Raw genomic sequence first — 20,854 nt, 5'->3', positions numbered from 1 at the left:
AGATCATCCGGCCCGGATCTCAGGGGCGGCGCAAACGGCTAGAGTGGTGCCGTGCGTTCTTGGTCTTCCCCCGTGGTCCCGAAGCTCGAGGGCACAGGTCCGCGGTTGCGGCTGTGGGACTCGGCAGACCGCGTGCTGCGCCCGATCACGCCGGGCCGCAAGGCGGGGATGTACGTCTGCGGGATCACCCCCTACGACGCGACCCACCTCGGCCACGCGGCCACCTACCTCGCTTTCGACCTGGTGCACCGGCTCTGGCTGGACGCGGGCCACGAGGTGGAGTACACGCAGAACATCACCGACGTGGACGACCCGCTCCTGGAGCGGGCCGAGCGCGACCAGCGGGACTGGCAGGGGCTCGCGGCGGAGCAGATCGAGCTGTTCCGGACCGATATGGCCGCGCTGCGCGTCGTGCCGCCCCATGATTACGTCGGGGTGACCGAGTCGGTCGACCTGGTGGTCGCGATGATCGAGAAGCTGGTGGCGAACCAGTCCGCGTATGTCGTGACGGAGGGCGAGTACCCGGACGTCTACCATCGGATCACCGCCACCGAGGACTTCGGCTACGTCTCGGGCTACGACAGGGACGAGATGGTCCGGATCTTTCGGGAGCGGGGCGGCGACCCGGACCGCGCGGGGAAGGCCGATCCGCTCGACGCGCTCCTGTGGCGCGCGGCCCGGCCCGGCGAGCCGAGCTGGCCCTCGCCGTTCGGCCCGGGCAGGCCGGGGTGGCACATCGAGTGCTCCGCGATCGCGTTGGACCGCATCGGGTTCGGCTTCGACGTGCAGGGCGGGGGGGCAGACCTGGTCTTCCCGCACCACGAGTTCTCCGCCGCGCACGCCCAGGCGCAGATCGGGCACGGCAGGTTCGCGCGCAACTACGTCCACGCGGGAATGATCGGGCTCGACGGCGAGAAGATGTCGAAGAGCCGGGGGAACCTGGTCTTCGTCTCGAAGCTGCGCGCGGCGGGCGTGGACCCCTCCGCGATCCGCCTGGCGCTGTTCGCAGGCCACTACCGCGCGGACCGGTCGTGGGACCAGGGCTTGCTGGAGGAGGCGCAGGCCCGGCTCGCGCGCTGGCGGCAGGCGGCCTCGCTGGCCTCGGGCCCTGCCGCGCACGACGCGGCGGCCCGCCTGCGCGAGCATCTGGCGAACGATCTCGACACCCCCAAGGGGCTCGCGGCGGTGGACAGCTGGGCCGTCGAGGCGTTGGCGCACGGCGGCTCCGACCGAGCGGCCCCAGGTCTTGTGGCCACCGCTGTCGACGCGCTGCTCGGGGTCTCGCTGGTCCCCTGAGGACCGTCGCCCCGAGCTGCTAGGCTCATTCCCGTGCTCGGCCCGGAGGAGGCCGAGGCGCGGAAGCGGAGGATGTGCATGGCTGCGTTCGGGTTGGCGAAGCAATCGTGGGAAGCGCTGCGCACGCGCCCGAAGCCCGCCGTCCGAGTCCTCGGCGCAGTCGTGGCTGTGACGGCTTTGGCGGGCTGCCCGCGCCAGTCCGCCCCGCCCGCGCCGCCGCCCCCGCCCCCGACTTCGCAGGTCGCCGCTCTGCAATGGGGGCTGTGCCGATACGATCCCAGCAAGCCTCGTCCCGAGGCCCGGCCCGGCGACGCGCAGTGCGCCGTGCTCAAGGCCCCCGCCGACCCGTCGCAGAAGAACGGCCCCGCGACCGTCGAGATCGCCGTCATCCGCCGCGCCGCGACCGACCAGCAGAACAAGATCGGGACGCTCGTCTACTTCCCGCCCGCGACGGACGCCTCCGGCGTGGACCAGATCCTGGACGACCCGACGCTCGCGGGCTTGGAGAAGAGCTTCGACCTGGTGAGCTTCAATCCGCGCGGCGTCGCGGGCAAGTTCGCGGTCTCTCCTGGCACGGCGAAATCCCAGGCCTTCTGCGACAAGTCCGTGCTCGACGACGCAGAGCCGGTCCTGCGGGCCCCGATCACCGCCGCCGAGCAGCTCGCGGCGGCTCGGTCCAAGGGCGTCGCGGTGTACAACTCGTGCGTCCAGATCTCCAAGGTCGACCACTTCGACGCGGTCACCGCCGCCCAGGACGTGGAGCAGCTCCGCCAGGCCCTCGGCTCCGACCAGATCAGCCTCTACGCCCACGGCTACGGCACGCTCGCCGCACAGGCCTATCTGCGGTCCTATCCGAGCCATGTCCGCGCGACCGCGCTCGACGCCCCGGTCCCCGCGAACCTCGGCGCCTCGGATTTCGCGACCCAGCTCGCGGGGGCGTTCGAGGGCGGGTACGCGCGCTTCGCGGCGTGGTGCGCGGGGGAGCAGAGCTGCGCGCTCGGCAAACAAGACGCGTGGGACGCGTACAGCTCCCTGGCGGCGAAGGCGGGCTCCGACGCGGGCCTGAAGAACCCGGCCTTCCCGGACACGCGCCTCGACCAGCCGTATCTGAACTGGCAGATCGAGCAGATCCTCGCCAAGGCCGACTATCCCGCGCTGGCGGGCTACCTCAAAGCGCTCGCGTCGAACCAGCCGTTCCCCGGCGCCCCGAGGGCCGAGATCGCCGCGAACGCGCCGGTCCAGCATCCGACGGTCGACTTCCGGCTGTGCGAGGACCTCGACCTGAGGCTCGCGCCGGGCGACGTCGAGAAGACGGCGCAGGCCTCGGCGGCCGCGTCCCCGCATTTCGGCTCCTCCCCGTACGCGAACCGGCTGCTCGGCCTGTGCCTCGGCTTCCCCGGCCCCGCGCAGTCCGCGCCGACCGGCGCGGCGCAGTCGCCGGTGCTCGTGGTCGGCGGCAAAGACGACGTCCGCTCGCCCTACGACTGGTCGCGAACCGTGGCGGGCCAGCTGGGCGGGAAGGCGGTCTCGGCGGCCGTCGACGACGGCTCGGACGCGGTCCGGCTCACCTCTGCCGGGCCCGCCTCGCAAGCGCTGGTGACGTTCTTGACCTCGCTCAAGGCGCCTCCGAAGGACACCGTTTATCCGCCCAACTAGGCTATTGAGATGCTTCTTTCCGACCGTGACATACTCGCCGAGCTCGACGCGGGCAGGCTTTCGATCGAACCCTTCGACTCGAAGCGGGTCCAACCGTCCAGCATCGACGTCCGGCTCGACCGGATGTTCCAGGTCTTCAACAACACCCGGTACACGCATATCGACCCGGCGCAGCGCCAGGACGAGCTCACAAGCCCGGTGGAGCCCGCCGAGGGGGAGCCGTTCGTGCTGCACCCCGGCGAGTTCGTGCTCGGATCGACCCTCGAAGTGGTGCGCCTGCCGGACGATCTGGCGGGCAGGCTCGAAGGGAAATCGTCGCTCGGGCGGCTGGGCCTGCTCACCCACTCGACAGCGGGCTTTGTGGACCCCGGCTTCTCCGGGCATCTGACGCTGGAGCTGTCGAACGTGGCGAACCTGCCGATCACGCTCTGGCCGGGGATGCTCATCGGGCAGCTGTGCCTTTTGCGCCTGACCAGCCCTGCGGCGAACCCGTACGGCAGCGCCACAGTCGCCTCGAAGTACCAGGGGCAACGCGGGCCGACCCCGTCGAAGTCGTACCTCAACTTCCAGCAGTGACCAGCGGAGTCCTTTGACCTGCGGGGAGTCTCTCAAGAGGTATCTGCGGTAGGCAGTGGGCACGCAGTGCGACGAACCTGTGCTTCGGTGATTCCGGGCGGAATGGAGGCTGGAGAAATGGGCAGGCTAGCCTTGATCGCGTGAACGCGATGTTGCGCCGTGCGCTGGGCGCTGTTTTACCGCTGGTGGTGTCGGCGGGGGCCGTGTTGGACCCCGCTGTGGCGTCTGCGTCGGCGGGGCTTTCGCCGGGGATGACGATTGTCACTGGGGACAGTCTGTGCACGCTCGGCTTCTTGGCGAAGAACGATGCGGGCGACGCCCTTGCCGTCACGGCGGGGCACTGCTCCGCATACGTGGACCAGATCGTTCGGACCAGTGGTGGCGAGATGATCGGCAAGGTGGTCTCGCGGCGCGACGACCAGGCCAACGGGGGCTGGTACGGGTACACGCTGATCGCCCTCTTCTCGAACACGTATGTCTCTGACAGGTTCTTCTCGGGTGTGCGCAACGCGGCGAAGGGCGACGCGATCCACAAGTACGGCGCTCGCACGGTGGTGACGAGCGGCAAGGTGGTCGACGTGAGTTACTCGGGCGTCTGCCCGGAGTGCTCCATCCTGGTGAGCGACATTCGGGTGCTTCCAGGCGACAGCGGCGGGCCCTGGTACGAGGCGGGCGGAACGCTGGTCGGCATCACCATCGCCCTCGACGAGGACGCGCAGGGCGCCTACCTCTACGCCGAGGCGTTCCCCATCGAGCCGCTGCTCTCGATGATCCGCTCCGAGTCCCCCCAATGGGGGCACGGAATCCGAGTTCTCGTCAAAAGCTGACCGCAAGCGCGAGAAGATCCCCCGCGAGCAAGACACATGCGCCTGGAGCGCGGCAATGGCGCCCGGCGCCAGCCCGAATGCCATGGACGGGCATGGTGGGCGCTCTATGGCTCCAGTGAGATATTTGGGTGGTATTGCGGGGTGATCGCTGAACGACTCAGGTGCCGGCTTCCTGGCCGAGGGCGCGGCGCACGCGGCTCACGTCGACAACGGCGAAGCCGCCATGCAGGTAGAGGGCTCCGAGCCACAGAGGCACGCGGACGACGTCTTGGTGCGCGTAGTCGAACAGGCCGAGCTGGGAGAAGAGCCCTTCGCCCAAGGAGCCGAGCGCGCCGAGCAGGACGGAGGCGGCGACGACCGGCAGGCGGTCGTCGCGTGTCGCGAGCACGCGGACGAGCCACAAGGCCGTGACGGCCCAGAAGAACGCACGGGGGTGCGAGTTGCCGAAGAAGCCCGAGGCCGTGTAGCCGGCGGCCACGACCGCGTAGTCCGTGATGAGCGTGCGCCAGGGCGGCCGCGCGGGGACCGACGGCACCGGGAACAGCCATGCGGCGGAAACGATCAGGAGCGAGGCGGCGAAGAAGACCAGATACACCCAGTACGACTGCCCGTCGAGCTGGGGCTGCCAGTGGTACCGCAGGATTCCATGGCGGACATGGGCGAAGTGGTCGCCGAGGAAAAACAGCAGCGTGAGAGCGGCGACTGCTCCGCCGAAGAACTTGGCGCGAGTGTGCATGCGCCCACGCTAGTATGAATTGACGCCTACGTCAATTTAGATTACCGTGATGCTCGGGACCTGATCGGGTTCTGCGGAAGCGTCGAACAGGAGCAGCGGACATGATCACCACGGCGACATGGTTGGCCAAGCACGACCCCGAGGCGGACAAGCAGTACTGCGAGACGCTCGCGACATTGTCTGCGGGGTCGGTGCGCCGGAGCTTCGATCCGTACAAGGACATCGATTGGGACTCTCCGGCCTTCGCGGTGGTCCCGAATGATCCGAGGTGGGTCCTCCCGGACACCGACCCGATCGCTAGCTCGGCCTGGTACCGGGCTCTGCCGCTGGAGCGGCAGATCGAGGTCGGCATGTGGCGGCAGGCCAATATGGCGAAGACCGGCATGCAGTTCGAGAGCTTCCTGATCCGAGGCATCATCCAGTACGCGGTCTCGCTCCCCAACGGGTCGCCCGAATACCGCTACTCGACGCACGAGGCGCTGGAGGAGTGCAACCACAACCTGATGTTCCAGGAGATGGTCAACCGGATCGGCGCCGATGTGCCAGGCGTTGGCGGACTGCTGCGGTTCTTCGTCGGAGCCGCCGCGCAGCTCGCGGCCCAGTTCGCCCCGTCGCTGTTCTTCGCGGCGGTGCTCGCGGGGGAGGAGCCGATCGATTTCGCGCAGAAGGCTGTCCTCCGCGAGGGGGTGGCGGTCCATCCGATCTTGGAGCACGTGATGGCGATCCACGTCGCGGAGGAGGCCCGGCACATCTCCTTCGCCCACGAGTACTTGAGGCGCTCCTCGGGCCATATGGGCCGAGGAGCGCGTTTCGGCTTGTCGCTGGCCTACCCGTTCCTGATGTGGTTCGTCGCGAGCATCAACGTCGTGCCGGGCCGCGCCTTCTGGAAGAAATTCGACGTCCCCGCGTCGGTCCGCAAGGACATCTTCTGGCGCGACGAGCGGTCAAGCGCCATCAAACAAGACATGTTCGCCGACGCGAGGGCGCTGGCGCACAAGATGGGCATCATGAATCCGGTGGCGAAGACGTTGTGGAAGCTCTTCGGCATCGACGGCAGGCCCGCGCGTTTCCGCAGCGAGCCGCACCGGCGGCACCTGGCGGCGAGTCCCGCCCACGCGGGCTGAGAAGAGCTGTCGCGCCATGCCCCATGTGATCACCCAGTCATGCTGCAGCGACGCCTCGTGCGTCTACGCGTGTCCGGTCAACTGCATCCACCCCACGCCCGACGAGCCGGACTTCCTCACCGCGGAGATGCTCCGCATCGACCCGGAATCCTGCGTCGATTGCGGTGCTTGCGTGGACGCGTGCCCGGCCGAAGCCATCGTCCCCGACAGCAAGCTCGGCCCCACGCAGCAGGTGTTCCTCGAACTCAACGCCTCCTACTACTCGGGGGAGGAGCCGAGGAAGTGGCGCGCCCCGTTGCTCGCGCGCATGCAGGCGGCCCCGAAGGTGATGGGGCGAGGCGCGCCGTTGCGGGTCGCCGTCGTGGGGTCCGGCCCCGCCGCCATGTACGCGGCCGACGAACTGCTCACCCAGGCGGGCGTGGAGGTGAACGTGTTCGACCGTCTGCCGACGCCGTACGGCCTTGTGCGCGCCGGGGTCGCTCCGGACCATCAGAAGACCAAAGGCGTCGTCAGGCTCTTCGACGAGATCTCCGCGCAGGAGGGCTTCAACTTCTACTTGAACGTGGAAGTCGGCTCGCAGGTGACCCACGCCGAGCTGATGCGGCACCACCACGCGGTGATCTACGCCGTCGGGGCGTCGGCGGACCGCCGTCTCGACATTCCCGGCGTCGGTCTGCCGGGCAGCCTCACGGCCACGGAGTTCGTCTCCTGGGCCAACGCGCACCCGGACCGCTCCAGCCTGCCGGTGGATCTCGGCCACGGGCGGGCGGTGGTCGTCGGCAACGGCAACGTCGCCCTCGACGTCGCCCGTCTCCTCGCGCTCGATCCAGAAGCGCTCGCCGAGACCGATATAGCTGAGCACGCGTTGGCGGCCTTGCGCGCCAGCGAGGTGCGCGAGGTCGTTGTCGCGGGTCGGCGCGGACCCGCTCAGTCGGCGTTCACCCTGCCCGAGCTGATCGGCCTGACATCTGCTGTCGAGGTCGTGCTCGACCCGCAGTCGCAAGAAATGGTCCGGCAAGACCTCGCGGACACGAGCGACCCCGTCGCCAGGGACAAGCTGACGTTGTTGTCCGGACTCCCGGCCGCTTCCCCTCCGGCAGGCCGCTTCGTCCGGCTCCGCTACCGGCTCAGCCCCCGCGAAGTGCTCGGCAAGGACCGGGTCGAAGGAATGAAGTTCGCAGTCGCGGGGCAGGCAGGCACAACAGTGATTCCCGCCGGACTGGTGCTCTCTTCGATCGGGTATCGGGCCGTGCCCGTCCGCGACCTGCCGTTCGACAAAACCTCCGCGACCGTGCCGAACGAGAACGGCAGGGTCGTGGAGCCCGGAGCCGGAAGCCCTCGCGCGGGCGCGTATGTGGCGGGATGGATCAAACGCGGGCCCAAAGGGTTCATCGGCACGAACAAGAGCTGTTCGCAAGAGACGGCGCGTGCGCTCGTCGATGACTACAACCGAGGCCTCTTGCCCGCCCCTGAGTCCACGCCGGAACAGTTCGAGCAGTTCATGCGCATTCGCAGTCCCGGCCTCGTGGACCGGCGGGGATGGCTCGCCGTCGATGCGGCAGAGGTCGCCAGAGGCCGGGAGAAGAACAAGGTCCGGGACAAGTTCACAGCGGTGCCTGCGATGCTCGCGGCGGCTGCGGCGGCAAAGCGGGCGTGACAGTCCGCTGCCGCCTGTTTCCGGCGTGAGACCTGTGTGTTTGTCGCAGAGCACCGCCGCGAGCGGGTCCTCGGACCGCCGCATGGCTGATAGACTGCCTCGAACATGAACGCGAAGACGAAGCGGACGGGCACCAAAGGAGTGCCTCGGGCGGAGCGGGAAGCGGCCCTTCTTGACGCGGCCGTGCTGGAGTTCAGTTTGTGCGGGTACGCCGCGACCAGCGTGGAGGCCGTCGCTGCTCGGGCCGGGGTCTCGAAGTCCTTGATCCACGCGTACTTCGACACGAAAGAGGGCCTCTACTGCGCCTGCGTCTCCCGCGCGGGGGACGAGCTGGTCGGCCGCGTCGCGCAAGCGCTCGCCAGGCGCGGCGAGTCCGTGACGCACTTCGCCTCGGACGTCCTGCACTCGGTGTTCGTCGCGCTCGAGCCGAGGCCGCATGACTGGAAAGTCCTGTACGACAACAGCCTGCCTGCGGGCAGCGTCGCGGAGGAGACGGCCCGGCGTTACCGGCGGCAGCTCACCCAACAAGGAGCCGTGGGGGTGGCGGACTCGTTCGCCCACAAGCTGCCGGACCCACGGGACCTCTCCGCGCTCACCTACATCTGGACCAACACCGTCACCTCCATGGTCAACTGGTGGCTGCGCAACCCCGACCAGACCGCGCAGCAGATGGCCGAGCGCGGCGAGCGGATCCTCAACGCGCTTGTGGACTGACGGCGGGCCTGCCGCCGGAGACACGCGCTCCCGGCTGCTCGCCCGTTAGGATGGCGAGATGGCCACATCGCACAGCCCGGCATTCCGCGCGGGCCTCGCCTTCTGCGTCCTCGGGCTGCTCTCGTCCGGATGCTCGTCCCGCAGCGCGCCAGCGCCTGCCGCGAGCACGGACGACGCGCAGGTCGCGAACAAGAGGCTCGTCACGGATTTCTACGAGCTCGCGTTCGTCCGCGGCAATGTGGCGCAGGCAGCGGACCAGTACATCGGCGACCCGTACACCCAGCACAATCCCGAGGTGGCCGACGGCAAGCGGGCGTTCGTCGAAGCCATCGGCGGGTATTTCGCGAGCACGCCCGGCCTGGTTGTCACGGTCAAGCGTGTGATCGCCGAAGGCGATGTGGTCGTGGTGCACGCGTTGTACGAGCCGAAGGAGGGGCCCGCGACCGCCGTGGCCGATATCTTCCGCGTGGCGGACGGGAAGATCGTCGAGCATTGGGACGTGCAGCAGCCCGTCCCGGCGGAAGCCGCCAGCGGCCATCCGATGGTATAACGCCAGGCAGGCGTATAACTGGCGGATAACTAGGGACTGGCTGCGCGCGCGCTCGCGCGCTACCATGTGGGGGCGGCTGTCGTCCGACGAGTCCGCGAAGGCTGATTGCTTCTCATGCGTGGCCACAGAGTGAGTTTGGAGTTCGATTTGAAGAGTCTTGTCGCGGCGCTCGCAGTCCTTGGGCTGGGCGCTTTCACGGTCGGCGTTTTCACGGCTGGCGCGATCGGGTCCCACCCGATGTCGACGCTCGCGGACGGCGGCGACAGCCACGGGCACAACTCGGATACCGATGAAGACGACATCCCGGACCCGGTCCAAGACGAAGGGCCGAACAAGGGCACGGGCGCCCTCATCGACGCGGAGAAGGACGCGGGCGGCCTGGGCCCGCAAGCGGCGATTCCCGGCCCGAAAGAGCAGGACTAACCGTCTCGTCCCGCTATGGCCCCCAGCGCTTGCTGGGGGCCATAGCGCTTTCTCGGGCCTGCTCGCCCGATGACGAAGCCGTCGTGGCGACGGCGACCGGTCACGCGGCGCGGGAGATGTGGGACGGTTTTTGCGTCGGCGCGGCCTCGTGGCCCTGGTCGGCCTTGTGCGGGGCCCAGCCCACGTATGCGAGCCACAATCCCACCAGTCCCATGACGACGAGGGAGGCCAGCCAGAACGGACCGCCCGCCACGGCGCCCGCCCACGACAGGTATGCCGAGGGAAAGGCCATGAGGGACAACCCTTTCAGCGCGGTCGCCCAGCCGAGGAGCGAGACGGCGACGGCCGCCGCTCCCCGCCAATAGGGGTGCAGGGCGACGACCACGATCCCGAGCAGGAGGACGAAGGCCCCGATCGCCCACGCCCACATCTCGTTCCCGGTGGAACGAGCGACCGCCGCGCGGATCTCCTTGCCTCGTGCCAGGGCCGTGGCGCTGGCGAGGACCAGGTAAGGGCCGAGCACACGGGCGAAGAGGCGAGTGGTGGCCTCGGGCTGTTGTTGCGTGTTCATCGCAATGCCTCCGTTCGGCGGATGAAGTCTGGCCACGGACGTCGTGCCGTCGCCGGGATCGTTCGATCCCACACTCCATCCAACCCGTTCCACAGGCTCCGTTGTAGGCGCCAAAGGCTCCATCTGCTCGGGACTTTCGTCATCGCCGCGCCGCGGCCCGCCCGCGCTGCCGCCCCGGTCTGCGCTTTTCCGAGGGGCAAACACCAGACTGTCACTTCTCGTTGGGGCCCGCGTCCGTTTCCCGTCGCCTTCTGCTCATGGCGCTGCGCTGCAATAACAGCGTGCGATGCGCTGTGTTCGGCACCGGTTATCTGGGAGCGACCCACGCGGCCTGCATGGCGGCCTTGGGACATGAAGTCCTCGGCGTCGATGTGGACCCGTCGAAGATCGCGAAGCTCGCTGCGGGCGAGGTCCCGTTCTACGAGCCCGGGCTGGACGAGGTCCTGAGGGAGAACCTGGCCAACGGGCGGCTGCGGTTCACCACCTCCTACGAAGAGGCGGCAGAGTTCGCCGACGTGCATTTCCTCGGAGTGGGCACGCCCCAGAAGAAGGGCGAGTACGCCGCCGATCTCGCCCATGTGCACGCCGTCATCGACTCCCTCGCCCCGCTGTTGCGGCGCGAGACGCTGATCCTCGGCAAATCCACCGTCCCGGTCGGCACGTCGGCGCAGCTGCAGGCCCGTGCCCGCGCGCTCGTCCCTGCCGGGGTCGAGGTGCATGTGGGGTGGAACCCGGAGTTCCTGCGCGAGGGCCACGCGGTGTCGGACACGCTGCACCCGGACCGGATCGTCCTCGGCCTCGCGCCGGACGCCCCGGCGCTCGTGGAGCGGCTGACGCGCGAGATGTACGCGACGCCCCTCGACGAGGGCGTCCCGGTGATCATCACCGACTGGGCCACCGCCGAGCTCGTGAAGGTGTCGGCGAACGCGTTCCTCGCGACAAAGATCTCCTTCATCAACGCGGTGGGCGAGGTGTGCGCCGCCGCAGGCGCGGACGTCACCACGCTCGCCGACGCGATCGGGCACGACAAGCGGATCGGCAGGCAGTTCCTCAACGCGGGCCTCGGCTTCGGCGGCGGATGCCTGCCGAAGGACATCCGGGCGTTCATGGCGGCGGCGGGCGAGCTCGGGGCCGACCGGACCCTCACGTTCTTGCGCGAGGTGGACAGCATCAACATGCGCCAGCGCTCGAAGATGGTGGACCTGGTCACCGAGACGTGCGGCGGCTCGGTGCTCGGCGCGAACCTCGCGGTGCTCGGGGCCGCGTTCAAGCCGCAGTCCGACGACGTGCGGGACTCCCCGGCGCTCAATGTGGCGGGCATGCTGCAGCTGCGCGGCGCGAACGTCACCGTGTACGACCCGAAGGCCGTGGAGAACTCGAAGCGGGTCTTCCCGACCCTCGGCTACGCGACCTCGGTCGTCGACGCCTGCTACAAGGCGGACGCGGTGCTCGTGCTCACCGAGTGGCCCGAGTTCGTCGACCTCGATCCCGCGCAGGTCGCGGGCCATGTGCGCGCGCGGCGGGTCGTGGACGGCAGGCGCTGCCTCGACGCCGCGAAATGGCGTTCCGCGGGCTGGGCCTACCAGGCGCTGGGATCGAGCTTCTCCGCCCGGTAGCCGCGCCAACGGCGAGGGCTCTCGGCCGGATCGGTCACTGCCCTCGGGAATCCGTGGCGCTCTGCCCGGAGCAGCCCTCGATGATCCAGCAGACGGTTGTGCCCGTGTCGGCGGGTTTGGCGCGTTTGGCGTTGTCGAGGAGGGCCGCGAGGCGCTCTGCCAAGACGGAGAGCTCCGCCATTTTGGCGTGGACCTGGCCGAGGCGCGCGGCGAGCATATCCTGGACATGGCCGCACGGCGCCGCCCCGGCCGAGCGGATGGCGAACACGTCGCGTATCTCGTGCAGGGACAATCCGGCGCTTTGGGCGAGGCGGATGAACTCGATCTGCTTGACGGTCTCGGAACTGTAGTCGCGGTAGCCGTTCCGGGCTCGGCCGGGCTCTGGCAGCACGCCGATCTGCTCGTAAAAGCGGATGGTCTTCGCCGTGACCCCGCCAGCGGCGGCGATTTCGCCGATCTTCACTGTTTCCTCCTTGACCTTCCATAGTACTGGAACGTTGATACTGGGGGCAGCGCGTGATCGACACGGGCTGAAACAAACAGTGAAGGAGCATGAACATGCAGGCAGAGAGCTATTCGCGCGGCAAAAGGGCTCGGCGCGCCGCCGGTTGGTCGATTTTGGGGGCCGTCGTCGGACTCCCGGTGCTCGGCGCGGTGTCTGCCGCCTCTGCGGAACCCGCTCCCGTGGCCGCAGTCGCCCCGGCGGCATCCCCCGCGAAGGCGGACACGATGAAGGATTGCGACTGCTGCCCCACGCCGCAGGCCGCAAGCCCCGCGCCGGAGGCCGCCACACCAGAGATCGAGGGACAGTAGCGCGCCAGGGCCGAGGGCGGCGCCTATGCCGCTCTCGGCTCTGGCTCCGGGCGCCGGGCCTGTTTTTTGGGGAGCAGCGCCACCGCCACGGCGGTGGTCAGGGGGACCGACAGCGCGAGCCCGATGCCGCCGACCGCCGACCTCGCGAATTCCGTCGCCACCGCGTCGCTGGTCAGCAGGTCGCCGAGCGGCCTGCCGGAGACCGAGAGCAGGAGGAACAACGGCAGCGCCCCGCCCGCGTAGGCGAAGAGCAGCGTGTAGACGGTGCTGGCGATGTGGTCCCGCCCGACGCGCATGGCCGCCCCGAAGACGCGCCTGCGCGGGATGCCCGCGTCGGCGAGCTCGAAGACAGCCGAGGCTTGGGTGATCGTGACGTCGTTGAGCACGCCGAGGGAGCCGATGATGAAGCCTGCGAGCAGCACGCCGGGCATGGACACGTCGCCGAGATAGACCTGCAGGTCGTTGTTGCCCTCCGCGGAGAGCCCGCTGGCGCGGGTGGAGTCGATGACGAGCCAGCCCGCGAGCGCGGTGATCCCGAGCGCGACCATGGTGCCGAGCAGCGCCGAGGCCGTGCGCCAGTTCGCGCCGTGCGCGATGGGCAGCACGAGCGCGAGGATGGCGATGGCGGAGACGACGGCGACGAGCGTCGCGGAGGCCCCGTTCAGCAGGGAAGGCAGGGTGTAGAGCACGAGCACGGCGAAGGCGACGGCCAGCCCGAAGAGCGCGCGCAGCCCGCGCCAGCCCGCGACCGCCACCACGACGGCGGCGAAGACGGCGGCCCAGAGCAGCATCGGGGCGCGGCGCTGGAAGTCGTCGAAGTTGTACGAGCGCCCTTCTGGCCCGGTGTGCGCGATGACCCGGATCTGGTCGCCCGCCTCGAGCCGTGGCTGGCCGGGGCCGGGCCGGACGACACCGGTGTCCTGGCTGCCGGAGTCCTTGGCGAGCCCGGCGGTCACCCGGTTCGTCGGTATTTCCAGGAGCACGTAGCGGCCCGCGTCGGGGCCGGAGCCGAGGACGGCCGTCGCGTCGAAACACATGCCGTCCGGGCGGAACTCCACTTGCGGCGGGTCGCGGAGCACTCCGCTGACGAGCGGGTTGGCGCAATCGGCGAGGACGACGGCGCGGATCGAGGCGGACTCGGTGCGCGCGGCGTGCCCGTGCCCGTCTTGGTCCTGGTCCGTCCGGTACTGGAGCGGGATGTCATGGTGTCGGCTCTGCGGCCAGGTCAGGGCCAGCGTCGCGAACACGGCGAGCACGGCGACGGCGAGCGCCGCGAGCACGGCCGAGGTGGCCCGTGAGCGGGGGAGCGAGACGGGGCCGGTCGAATGGCCGTGCCCGTGGTGGCTGTGCTCATGCCCGGCGGGCGTGTCGGGCTGGTCTGGTCGAGGGGCTGGCCCGTGTGCGTGACGTCCCATGCGGCGAGGCTACTGCCGGTAGCTCGCGAGGAAGTTGCCGAACCGCTCGATGGCTTTGCGCAGGTCGCGCTCGGGCGCCAAGGTGACGATCCGCAGATGGTCGTGGTGGGGCCAGTTGAACCCGGTGCCCTGCACGATCAGGATCTTCTCCTGCAGCAGCAGGTCGAGCGCGAGCTGCTCGTCGTTGTGGATCTCGTGCACCTCGGGGTCCAGGCGCGGGAAGACGTACATCGCGCCTTTGGGGACCACGCAGGAGACCCCGGGGATTTTCACGAGCTCTTCGACGACGGCGTCGCGTTGCTCGCGCAGCCGCCCGCCGGGGCGGACGAGGTCGCGGATGCTCTGGTACCCGCCGACGGCCACCTGGATGCCGTACTGCGCGGGCGCGTTCGGGCACAGCCGGGTCGCCGCGAGGGTCTCAAGGCCTTCGATGAAGCCTTTCGCGTGGTCCTTCGGCCCGGTGAGCACCATCCACCCGGAGCGGAAACCGGGGGCGCGGTAGGTCTTCGACAGGCCGTTGTAGGTGATGCAGAAGAGGTCGTGCGCGCGGGAGGCGATGGAGACGTGCTGCGCGTCGTCGAAGAGGATCTGGTCGTAGATCTCGTCGGCGAGGATGAGCAGCGAGTGCTTCCGGGCGAGCGCCACGATGCCGTCGAGCACCTTGGTGGAGTACACCGCGCCGGTGGGGTTGTTCGGGTTGATGACCACGATGGCCTTGGTGTTCGGCGTGATCTTGGCCTCGATGTCGTCGAGGCTGGGGTTCCAGTCCTCCGTCTCGTCGCAGAGGTAGTGCACGGGGGTGCCGCCGGCGAGCGCGGTCGAGGCCGTCCACAGCGGGTAGTCCGGGGTCGGGATGAGCACCTCGTCCCCGTTGTTCAACAGCGCCTGCAGCGTCATCGTGATGAGCTCGGAGACGCCGTTGCCCAGAAAGACGTCGTCCACGTCGAGGTAGGGGAAGCCGGGGACCAGCTCGTAGCGGGTGACGATGGCCCGCCGGGCCGAGAGGATGCCCTTGGCCTCGGTGTACCCCTGCGCGTGGGAGAGCGCGGCGATCACGTCGCGCAGGATCACGTCGGGGGTTTGGAGGTCGAAGACGGGCGGGTTGCCGATGTTGAGCTTGAGGATGCGGTGGCCTTCGGCCTCCATGCGCGTCGCCGCCGCGTGCACCGGGCCACGAATCTCGTACGCGACGTTCTGCAGTTTGTGCGACTGGTCGAGCGTGCGCAAGTCCGGATTGATGGGGGTGTGCTGGGGACTGCTCATCCGTCAAGTGTGCCAGACCAGGGCCTGCGGACGGCAATACCGGCGGAAGAATCAGGCCAGTTGTCCAAAACTAGCCCGGCGCAGAATTAGCCTTGGCGGGGTCCGGCCAGTCCGGGAAAACAGATCGGAGGCCACGGCGGGCGTGCCGCCGTGGCCTCCGATCTGTCGCGTTCTCAGCGCCTTCCTGGCCGTTTCGCCCCGGGCGCGATGCCGAGGCCGACAGCAGGCTTGGCCGTGCTCGCGGTGTCGGGCGCGGGCTGCTCTGCGGCGGGCGCGGGAGCCTGCGCAGGCTCGGGCTCTGCCGTTTGCTCCGGCTCGGCCGGAACAGGCTGGTCGGGGACGTGCTCGGCGGCTTCCTGCCGCTCTGCTTCGGCGGCCGGGGGCTCCGACGGGGCAGGCTCCTCGGCCTGCGGCGCAGGCTGCGCGGGTGCTTCGGCCTCCGCAGGGGCGGCGGGAGCGGGCTTCTTGGCTCCGGGGCGCTTGGCGAGCCCGGCGATGCCGAGGCCGACGGTCGGCTTGGCATTCGCCGAGGAATCCTGTTTCGGCTCAGCGGCAACGGGCTCTGCGGCAACAGGCTCAGCGGGAGCGGCTTTCGGCTCTTCGGCAGGCGCTGCTGCTGGCTCCGGCGTTGCGGCCTCCGCAGGGGCGGCGGGAGCGGGCTTCTTGGCTCCGGGCCGCCTGGCTGGCCCGGCGATGCCGAGTCCGACCGCAGGTTTCGCGGCGGGAGCCTCCGCTTTGGGCTCCGCAGGGGCGGCGGCTTCCGCAGGCTGCTCGCTCGGCGCCGGTGCTGCGACAGGTTTTTTGGCTCCGGGGCGCTTGGCTGGCCCGGCGATGCCGAGGCCGACCGAGGGCTTCGCGGCGGCCGACGTCTCCTGCCCGGCGGGCTCGGGGGCGGTTTCCGCAGGGGCGGCGGGAGCGGGTTGCTTGGCTCCGGGCCGTCTGGCGGGCCCGGCGATGCCGAGGCCGACCGAGGGCTTCGCGGCTTGCGGCGCGTCCGTCTTCGGGGCCTCGGCGGCGGGGGCCGCTTGTGCTGCGGGCTCCTCGGACGGCGCGGGCTTCTCCACAGCGGGAGCCGAGGCCGTCTGGGCGGCCTTCTTCTCCTCGCGGACAACAAGCGGGCCGCCTCGGCGCACGGACTCCAAGAGGAGCTGCGCGACATCGACGACCTGGACGTTCTCGCCGATCCCGTCCTGCTGCTTCGCGGTCACGCCGTCGGTGAGCATCACGCGGCAGAAGGGGCAGCCGCTCGCGATGGTCTGCGCGTTCGTGGCGATCGCCTCGTCGACGCGGTCGATGTTGATCCGCTTGCCGAGCGTCTCCTCCATCCACATCCGGGCTCCGCCCGCGCCGCAGCACATGGAGCGCTGCCCGTGCCGGGGCATTTCGGTGAGTTTCGCGCCTGCCGCCTCGATGAGCTCGCGCGGAGCCTCGTAGACCTTGTTGTGCCTGCCGAGGTAGCAGGGGTCGTGGTAGGTGAGCGAGTTGTTGCCCTCGACCGGGGCGACGGGGACGAGCTTCTTCTCCCGGACCAGCTTGTTGAGCAGCTGGGTGTGGTGGACCACCTCGTAGGCCCCGCCGAGCTCGGGGTACTCGTTCTTGAGCGCGTTGAAGCAGTGCGCGCAGGTCACGACGATCTTGCGGCGGCCGGGCTCGACGCCCTCGAAGACCGCGTCGATGGTCGCGATGTTCTGCTGCGCGAGGGCCTGGAAGAGCATTTCGTTGCCGGAACGCCGGGCAGAGTCGCCGGTGCAGGTCTCCTCGGCGCCGAGGACGAGGAACTCGACCTCGGCGGAGTAGAGGAGCTCGGCGACCGCTTTGGTGGTCTTCTTGGCGCGGTCCTCGTAGGCGCCCGCACAGCCCACCCAGAACAGGTACTCGTAGCCGTCGAAGGACTCGGCGTCCTCGCCGAACACCGGGACCGGGAAGTCGACCTCGCCGATCCAGCCGGTGCGGGCCGAGGAGTTCTGGCCCCACGGGTTGCCCTTGTTCTCAAGGTTCTTGAACAGCGTGGAGAGCTCGTGCGGGAACTCCGTCTCGATGAGCACCTGGTGGCGGCGCAGGTCGATGATGTGGTCGACGTGCTCGATGTCCACCGGGCACTGCTCGACGCAGGCGCCGCAGGTGGTGCAGCTCCACAGCACCTCGGGGTCGATGACGCCGCCCAGCTTGCCGTCTTCGCCGATGCCGCCGATGATCGGGCGCTCGGCCTCGGCCAGGGCGGTCGCCCCGGCTGTCTCGCCGTTCAAGAGGTACGGGGCCTTGGCGTACGCGTGGTCGCGAAGCGAGGTGATGAGCAGCTTGGGGGAGAGCGGCTTGCCGGTGTTCCAGGCCGGGCACTGGGACTGGCAGCGGCCGCACTCGGTGCAGGTGGTGAAGTCCAGCAGGTTCTTCCAGGTGAAGTCCTCGATCTTCCCGACGCCGAAGCTGTCCTCGTCGGGGTCGGCCTCTTCCAGGTTCAGGACCTTGCCGCCGGACATCATGGGCTTGGCTGCGCCGAGCGCGACGCCGCCGTCGGCCTCGCGTTTGAAGTAGATGTTGAAGAAGGCGGAGAAGCGGTGCCAGGCCACGCCCCAGTTCAGCTTGCGGCCGACGACGAAGAGGAAGACCCCGCCGGAGAGCATCTCGAAGAACGAGAACACCGAGACCATGAGCGTGCTCGCCGGAAAGAGCGTGGCCAGCAGCCCGGTGACCGGGTCGGTCCACGGGCTGGTCTCGTGGAAGGTCGCGATCTTCATGGCCTTGACCAGCACCATGGCCGTGCCCTCGGTGAGCACGATCAGCTCGATCAGGTAGGCGGCGAAGAAGTTCGAGCCCGCGAAACGGGACAGGCGTTCGGCCCGGCGGGGGTGGTTGAGCTGGCGAATGACGATCAGGGCGACGATGCCGATGATGGTGCCGACCCCGAGGAACTCCTCCCACAGATGCCACACCGGCAGCTCGCCGACGACGGGCCAGTGGAACTCGGGGTCGATGGCCCGCCCGTAGGACTCCAAGTACACGAACATGCCTCCGAGGAAGCCGATCATCACCAGCCAGTGCGCCCAACCGACCGAGCGGAACTGCACCATGCGGGTGTGCGCGAGGAATTCGACGATGAGAGTCTTCAGCCGAGGGAGGACCGGGCGGAGCCGGGTGTTGTCGGGTTGGCCGAGTCGAATGATGCGCACCTGGCGCCAAACGCCCGAGAAGAACATGCCCCAACAGACCAGGCAGATCAACCAGCCGACGATCCCGATGGCGATGGTAGTGGCGTTCACGGCGGGGCGCTCTCCTCACGTTGCGGCGGCCGGTTGCGGGCTGCTCGGTCTGCTACATGTTACTCACGGGTAAGTTACTCGCCAGTAACTTATTGAACTCTGCTTGTGCCCACGATAATTGCCCTGCTTCCGGCCCCTTTTGATCAGGGCAGCCTAACTTTTAGGCCTCGTGAGCCGCATCACTCGCTCATTTTGATCACGTTTTGATAACCAAATGTCACATCTGTCTCACGAATAAACATACGCAACGGTGACACGCCGAGAACGCAATAATCACAAAGAACTCACAAAATAACAACAGACCCTTCTTAAACGGAACGGATACTCTCAGTACGTCCGAGAGGGTCGCGATCCGCGCGACTGTGAGGAGAGACATCATGTTGAAAAGCATTGCTAAGACGTTCGCGGCAGGCGTGTTCGCCGGAGGCCTCGGCCTGATGGCCGGAGGCTTCGGCGCCGCAGCCGCGTCGGCGGACCCCGCCGACGACGCGGGGCAGGAAGCCCCCGTCCAGGACGAGGATTCGGGCGAGAGCGGCGCTTCCGCCTGGCAGGAGGCTCCGGAAGGGGCTCCTGAGCAGGTCGGCATGCTCGGCGACCGGGACCAGCAGAACTACCAGGCTTATCTGAACGGCCAGTCCGGGGGCCCGGCGAACATCCCGGCCCAAGCGCCGAGCTACCGGGGCGGCGGTTATGCCCCGGCATTCGGCGGCGCGGCCCCGCGCCGGGCGCTGCCGCTGCCGTTCGTCGCCCCCAAGGGCAGCACCTGCGGCCAGATGCTGGCGACCAGCGTCGGCGGCACGATGGACAACGTCGTCGGCATCGGCACGGGCACGGTCCTCGGCGGCTTCGGGCACAACGTGCTCGGGCCCGCGACCGGGAACCTGGTCGGTGGTGTGCTCGTCCACCTCTGCTAGCACGGACGAGCCTTTCGCCCGCCTCCTCCGTCCATATATGGGAGGATGGCCCGAGAAAGGACGGTGAGCGTGCGCGGCGACGGGAACGGCTGGGTCGTGGACCGAGACGGAAGCAAACGCTGGGGCCTCCACGGCGCGGCGGGACTGCTGCTCCGAGCGCCCGGAACCCGTGGCGAGGCGATGGTGCTGCTGCAGCACCGCGCCTGGTGGAGCCACCAGGGCGGCACATGGTCCCTGCCGGGCGGGGCGCGCGACAGCCACGAGAGCGCGGTCGAGACCGCGTTGCGGGAAGCGTTCGAGGAGACCGGGGTCGACCCTGCTCAACTGAAGGTCCGGGGCGAGCGCGAGACCGCGCGGACCGAGGCGGGCTGGACCTACACCACAGTCGTCGCCGACGCGCCCCGCGTGCTCCCTCTCTTCAAGAACGAGGAGAGCGAAGAGCTGCGCTGGGTCTCCGAGGACGAAGTCGGCTCGCTGCCGCTGCACCCCGGCATGGCTTCGGTCTGGGCCGTGTCCACGGGCCAGACGAGCGTCCGGACCCGCCCGGTCACGCTCGTGGCCCGGCAGTCGGACGAGGAGGTCGCCGGGCTTTTCGAGATCCTGGCGCACGGCAGGCATCAGCGCACGGTCGAACTCCCGGACGGCGGCTTCGGCTGGCTCGGCGCGACGGGGGAGACGATCGACGTCCCCCGCGACATCGCGCTCGGCTGGCTGCGGGGCTGATCGGCCCCGCGAGGGCCATGTCCGCGACGAGCGGGCTTCAGCCCAGCCCGGCGCGCAGGGCTTCCGTCGCGGCTTTGGGGTCCTTGGCCTCAGTGACCGCGCGCACGACGACGACGCGCGCCGCTCCTGCCTCTTTGACCTGCGGCAGTCGTTCGAGGTCGACGCCGCCGATGGCGAACCACGGCTTTTCGGGCCCGAGCGCGGCCACCTGGGCGACGAGGTCGAGCCCGACGGCTGCCCTGCCGGGCTTCGTCGGCGTGGCCCAGCACGGCCCGACGCAGAAGTAGTCGATATCGGGGTCGTCGATCGCGGCTCGGGCCTGATCGAGGGAATTCGTGGAGCGCCCGATGAGGACGGCGGGCCCGAGGACGCGCCGTGCGACGGCAACCGGCAGATCCCGCTGGCCGAGATGGAGCACGTCCGCGTCGGCGGCGAGGGCGACATCCGCGCGGTCGTTGACCGCGAGCAGCGAGCCATGGGCCTCGGTCTGCCGCTTGAGCTGCGCCAGCAGGGCCAGCTCGTCGCGGGCCTCGAGGGGGTCGTCCGCCGATTTGTCCCGCAGCTGCAGCAGGTCCAACCCGCCGGACAGTGCCGCTTCGGCGAATTCCACGAGGTCGCCTTTGTCCCTGCGGGCGTCGGTGCACACATACAGCCGCGCCTGCGCGAGGCGTTCGAGCCGGGCTTCGCGACTGTCCATCCCACCACCCTAACCCGGCGGCGCCC

The 20,854-nt window shown here is 69.2% G+C and carries 20 protein-coding genes; 13 read left to right on the top strand and 7 right to left on the bottom strand.

From position 1 onward, the window contains the following. Positions 1 to 51 precede the first annotated feature (51 nt). The 4 genes from mshC (at position 52) to ACRC20_RS05800 (ending at position 4,355) form a co-directional block, all read left to right on the top strand. Positions 52 to 1,296, top strand: a complete 1,245-nt coding sequence (gene mshC, locus ACRC20_RS05815) for a cysteine--1-D-myo-inosityl 2-amino-2-deoxy-alpha-D-glucopyranoside ligase (RefSeq protein WP_438685403.1) — start codon at positions 52 to 54, stop codon at positions 1,294 to 1,296. A gap of 78 nt (positions 1,297 to 1,374) precedes the next feature. After that, positions 1,375 to 2,952, top strand: coding sequence for an alpha/beta fold hydrolase (locus ACRC20_RS05810; protein ID WP_438685402.1), 1,578 nt, complete (start codon positions 1,375 to 1,377; stop codon positions 2,950 to 2,952). 9 nt (positions 2,953 to 2,961) lie between these two features. Continuing rightward, on the top strand, positions 2,962 to 3,528 hold the full coding sequence (dcd, locus tag ACRC20_RS05805; RefSeq protein ID WP_438685401.1) for a dCTP deaminase: 567 nt from the start codon (positions 2,962 to 2,964) through the stop codon (positions 3,526 to 3,528). A gap of 140 nt (positions 3,529 to 3,668) precedes the next feature. Further along, positions 3,669 to 4,355: a S1 family peptidase gene (locus ACRC20_RS05800; protein ID WP_438685400.1), complete on the top strand. Its 687-nt coding sequence runs from the start codon at positions 3,669 to 3,671 to the stop codon at positions 4,353 to 4,355. A 157-nt stretch (positions 4,356 to 4,512) separates the two neighbouring features. Here ACRC20_RS05800 and ACRC20_RS05795 read toward each other — a convergent pair whose 3' ends face one another. Next, positions 4,513 to 5,091: a hypothetical protein gene (locus tag ACRC20_RS05795; protein WP_438685399.1), complete on the bottom strand. Its 579-nt coding sequence runs from the start codon at positions 5,089 to 5,091 to the stop codon at positions 4,513 to 4,515. A 101-nt stretch (positions 5,092 to 5,192) separates the two neighbouring features. Here ACRC20_RS05795 and ACRC20_RS05790 point away from each other — a divergent pair, with 101 nt between their 5' ends. The 5 genes from ACRC20_RS05790 (at position 5,193) to ACRC20_RS05770 (ending at position 9,559) form a co-directional block, all read left to right on the top strand. After that, positions 5,193 to 6,215, top strand: coding sequence for an AurF N-oxygenase family protein (locus tag ACRC20_RS05790; protein ID WP_438685398.1), 1,023 nt, complete (start codon positions 5,193 to 5,195; stop codon positions 6,213 to 6,215). A gap of 16 nt (positions 6,216 to 6,231) precedes the next feature. Continuing rightward, positions 6,232 to 7,872 (top strand): FAD-dependent oxidoreductase, encoded by a 1,641-nt coding sequence (locus ACRC20_RS05785; RefSeq protein ID WP_438685397.1) that lies wholly within the window; start codon positions 6,232 to 6,234, stop codon positions 7,870 to 7,872. Between the two features lie 105 nt (positions 7,873 to 7,977). Continuing rightward, entirely contained in the window at positions 7,978 to 8,586 is a 609-nt protein-coding gene (locus ACRC20_RS05780; protein WP_438685396.1) for a TetR/AcrR family transcriptional regulator, read from the top strand. A 58-nt stretch (positions 8,587 to 8,644) separates the two neighbouring features. After that, positions 8,645 to 9,136 (top strand): nuclear transport factor 2 family protein, encoded by a 492-nt coding sequence (locus tag ACRC20_RS05775; protein WP_438685395.1) that lies wholly within the window; start codon positions 8,645 to 8,647, stop codon positions 9,134 to 9,136. A 147-nt stretch (positions 9,137 to 9,283) separates the two neighbouring features. Further along, on the top strand, positions 9,284 to 9,559 hold the full coding sequence (locus ACRC20_RS05770; RefSeq protein WP_438685394.1) for a hypothetical protein: 276 nt from the start codon (positions 9,284 to 9,286) through the stop codon (positions 9,557 to 9,559). 100 nt (positions 9,560 to 9,659) lie between these two features. Here the strand turns inward: ACRC20_RS05770 and ACRC20_RS05765 are convergent, their stop codons facing one another. Further along, complete coding sequence (locus tag ACRC20_RS05765) at positions 9,660 to 10,130, bottom strand: hypothetical protein (RefSeq protein WP_438685393.1); 471 nt, start codon at positions 10,128 to 10,130, stop codon at positions 9,660 to 9,662. 281 nt (positions 10,131 to 10,411) lie between these two features. Here ACRC20_RS05765 and ACRC20_RS05760 point away from each other — a divergent pair, with 281 nt between their 5' ends. Next, a complete protein-coding gene (locus ACRC20_RS05760; RefSeq protein ID WP_438685392.1) occupies positions 10,412 to 11,746 on the top strand; it encodes a UDP-glucose dehydrogenase family protein in 1,335 nt (444 codons plus the stop codon). 34 nt (positions 11,747 to 11,780) lie between these two features. Here the strand turns inward: ACRC20_RS05760 and ACRC20_RS05755 are convergent, their stop codons facing one another. After that, positions 11,781 to 12,209, bottom strand: coding sequence for a heavy metal-responsive transcriptional regulator (locus tag ACRC20_RS05755; RefSeq protein ID WP_438685391.1), 429 nt, complete (start codon positions 12,207 to 12,209; stop codon positions 11,781 to 11,783). 95 nt (positions 12,210 to 12,304) lie between these two features. Here ACRC20_RS05755 and ACRC20_RS05750 point away from each other — a divergent pair, with 95 nt between their 5' ends. After that, the gene (locus ACRC20_RS05750) at positions 12,305 to 12,559 is read left to right on the top strand and encodes a hypothetical protein (RefSeq protein WP_438685390.1); all 255 of its coding nucleotides are present in this window, start codon (positions 12,305 to 12,307) and stop codon (positions 12,557 to 12,559) included. A 23-nt stretch (positions 12,560 to 12,582) separates the two neighbouring features. Here ACRC20_RS05750 and ACRC20_RS05745 read toward each other — a convergent pair whose 3' ends face one another. The 3 genes from ACRC20_RS05745 to ACRC20_RS05735 all read right to left on the bottom strand — a co-directional run bounded on the left by ACRC20_RS05745 (position 12,583) and on the right by ACRC20_RS05735 (position 18,494). Continuing rightward, on the bottom strand, positions 12,583 to 13,974 hold the full coding sequence (locus tag ACRC20_RS05745; protein ID WP_438685389.1) for a YibE/F family protein: 1,392 nt from the start codon (positions 13,972 to 13,974) through the stop codon (positions 12,583 to 12,585). 9 nt (positions 13,975 to 13,983) lie between these two features. Continuing rightward, positions 13,984 to 15,237 (bottom strand): pyridoxal phosphate-dependent aminotransferase, encoded by a 1,254-nt coding sequence (locus ACRC20_RS05740; protein ID WP_438685388.1) that lies wholly within the window; start codon positions 15,235 to 15,237, stop codon positions 13,984 to 13,986. Positions 15,238 to 15,410: 173 nt separating this feature from the next. Beyond that, positions 15,411 to 18,494: a heterodisulfide reductase-related iron-sulfur binding cluster gene (locus ACRC20_RS05735; protein WP_438685387.1), complete on the bottom strand. Its 3,084-nt coding sequence runs from the start codon at positions 18,492 to 18,494 to the stop codon at positions 15,411 to 15,413. Between the two features lie 377 nt (positions 18,495 to 18,871). On the opposite strand from ACRC20_RS05735, the gene ACRC20_RS05730 reads away from it, so the two are divergent. Both ACRC20_RS05730 and ACRC20_RS05725 read left to right on the top strand, forming a co-directional pair. Then, a complete protein-coding gene (locus tag ACRC20_RS05730; RefSeq protein WP_438685386.1) occupies positions 18,872 to 19,408 on the top strand; it encodes a hypothetical protein in 537 nt (178 codons plus the stop codon). 63 nt (positions 19,409 to 19,471) lie between these two features. Further along, on the top strand, positions 19,472 to 20,131 hold the full coding sequence (locus tag ACRC20_RS05725) for an NUDIX hydrolase (RefSeq protein WP_438685385.1): 660 nt from the start codon (positions 19,472 to 19,474) through the stop codon (positions 20,129 to 20,131). 37 nt (positions 20,132 to 20,168) lie between these two features. Here the strand turns inward: ACRC20_RS05725 and thiE are convergent, their stop codons facing one another. Then, the gene (gene thiE, locus ACRC20_RS05720) at positions 20,169 to 20,828 is read right to left on the bottom strand and encodes a thiamine phosphate synthase (RefSeq protein ID WP_438685384.1); all 660 of its coding nucleotides are present in this window, start codon (positions 20,826 to 20,828) and stop codon (positions 20,169 to 20,171) included. Between the last annotated feature and the right edge of the window lie 26 nt (positions 20,829 to 20,854).

It is taken from the genome of Segniliparus sp. (assembly GCF_051660745.1).
GTDB lineage: Bacteria > Actinomycetota > Actinomycetes > Mycobacteriales > Mycobacteriaceae > Segniliparus.
Note: the sequence above shows the minus strand (reverse complement) of the source record. Positions and strands in the feature narration are given on the sequence as shown.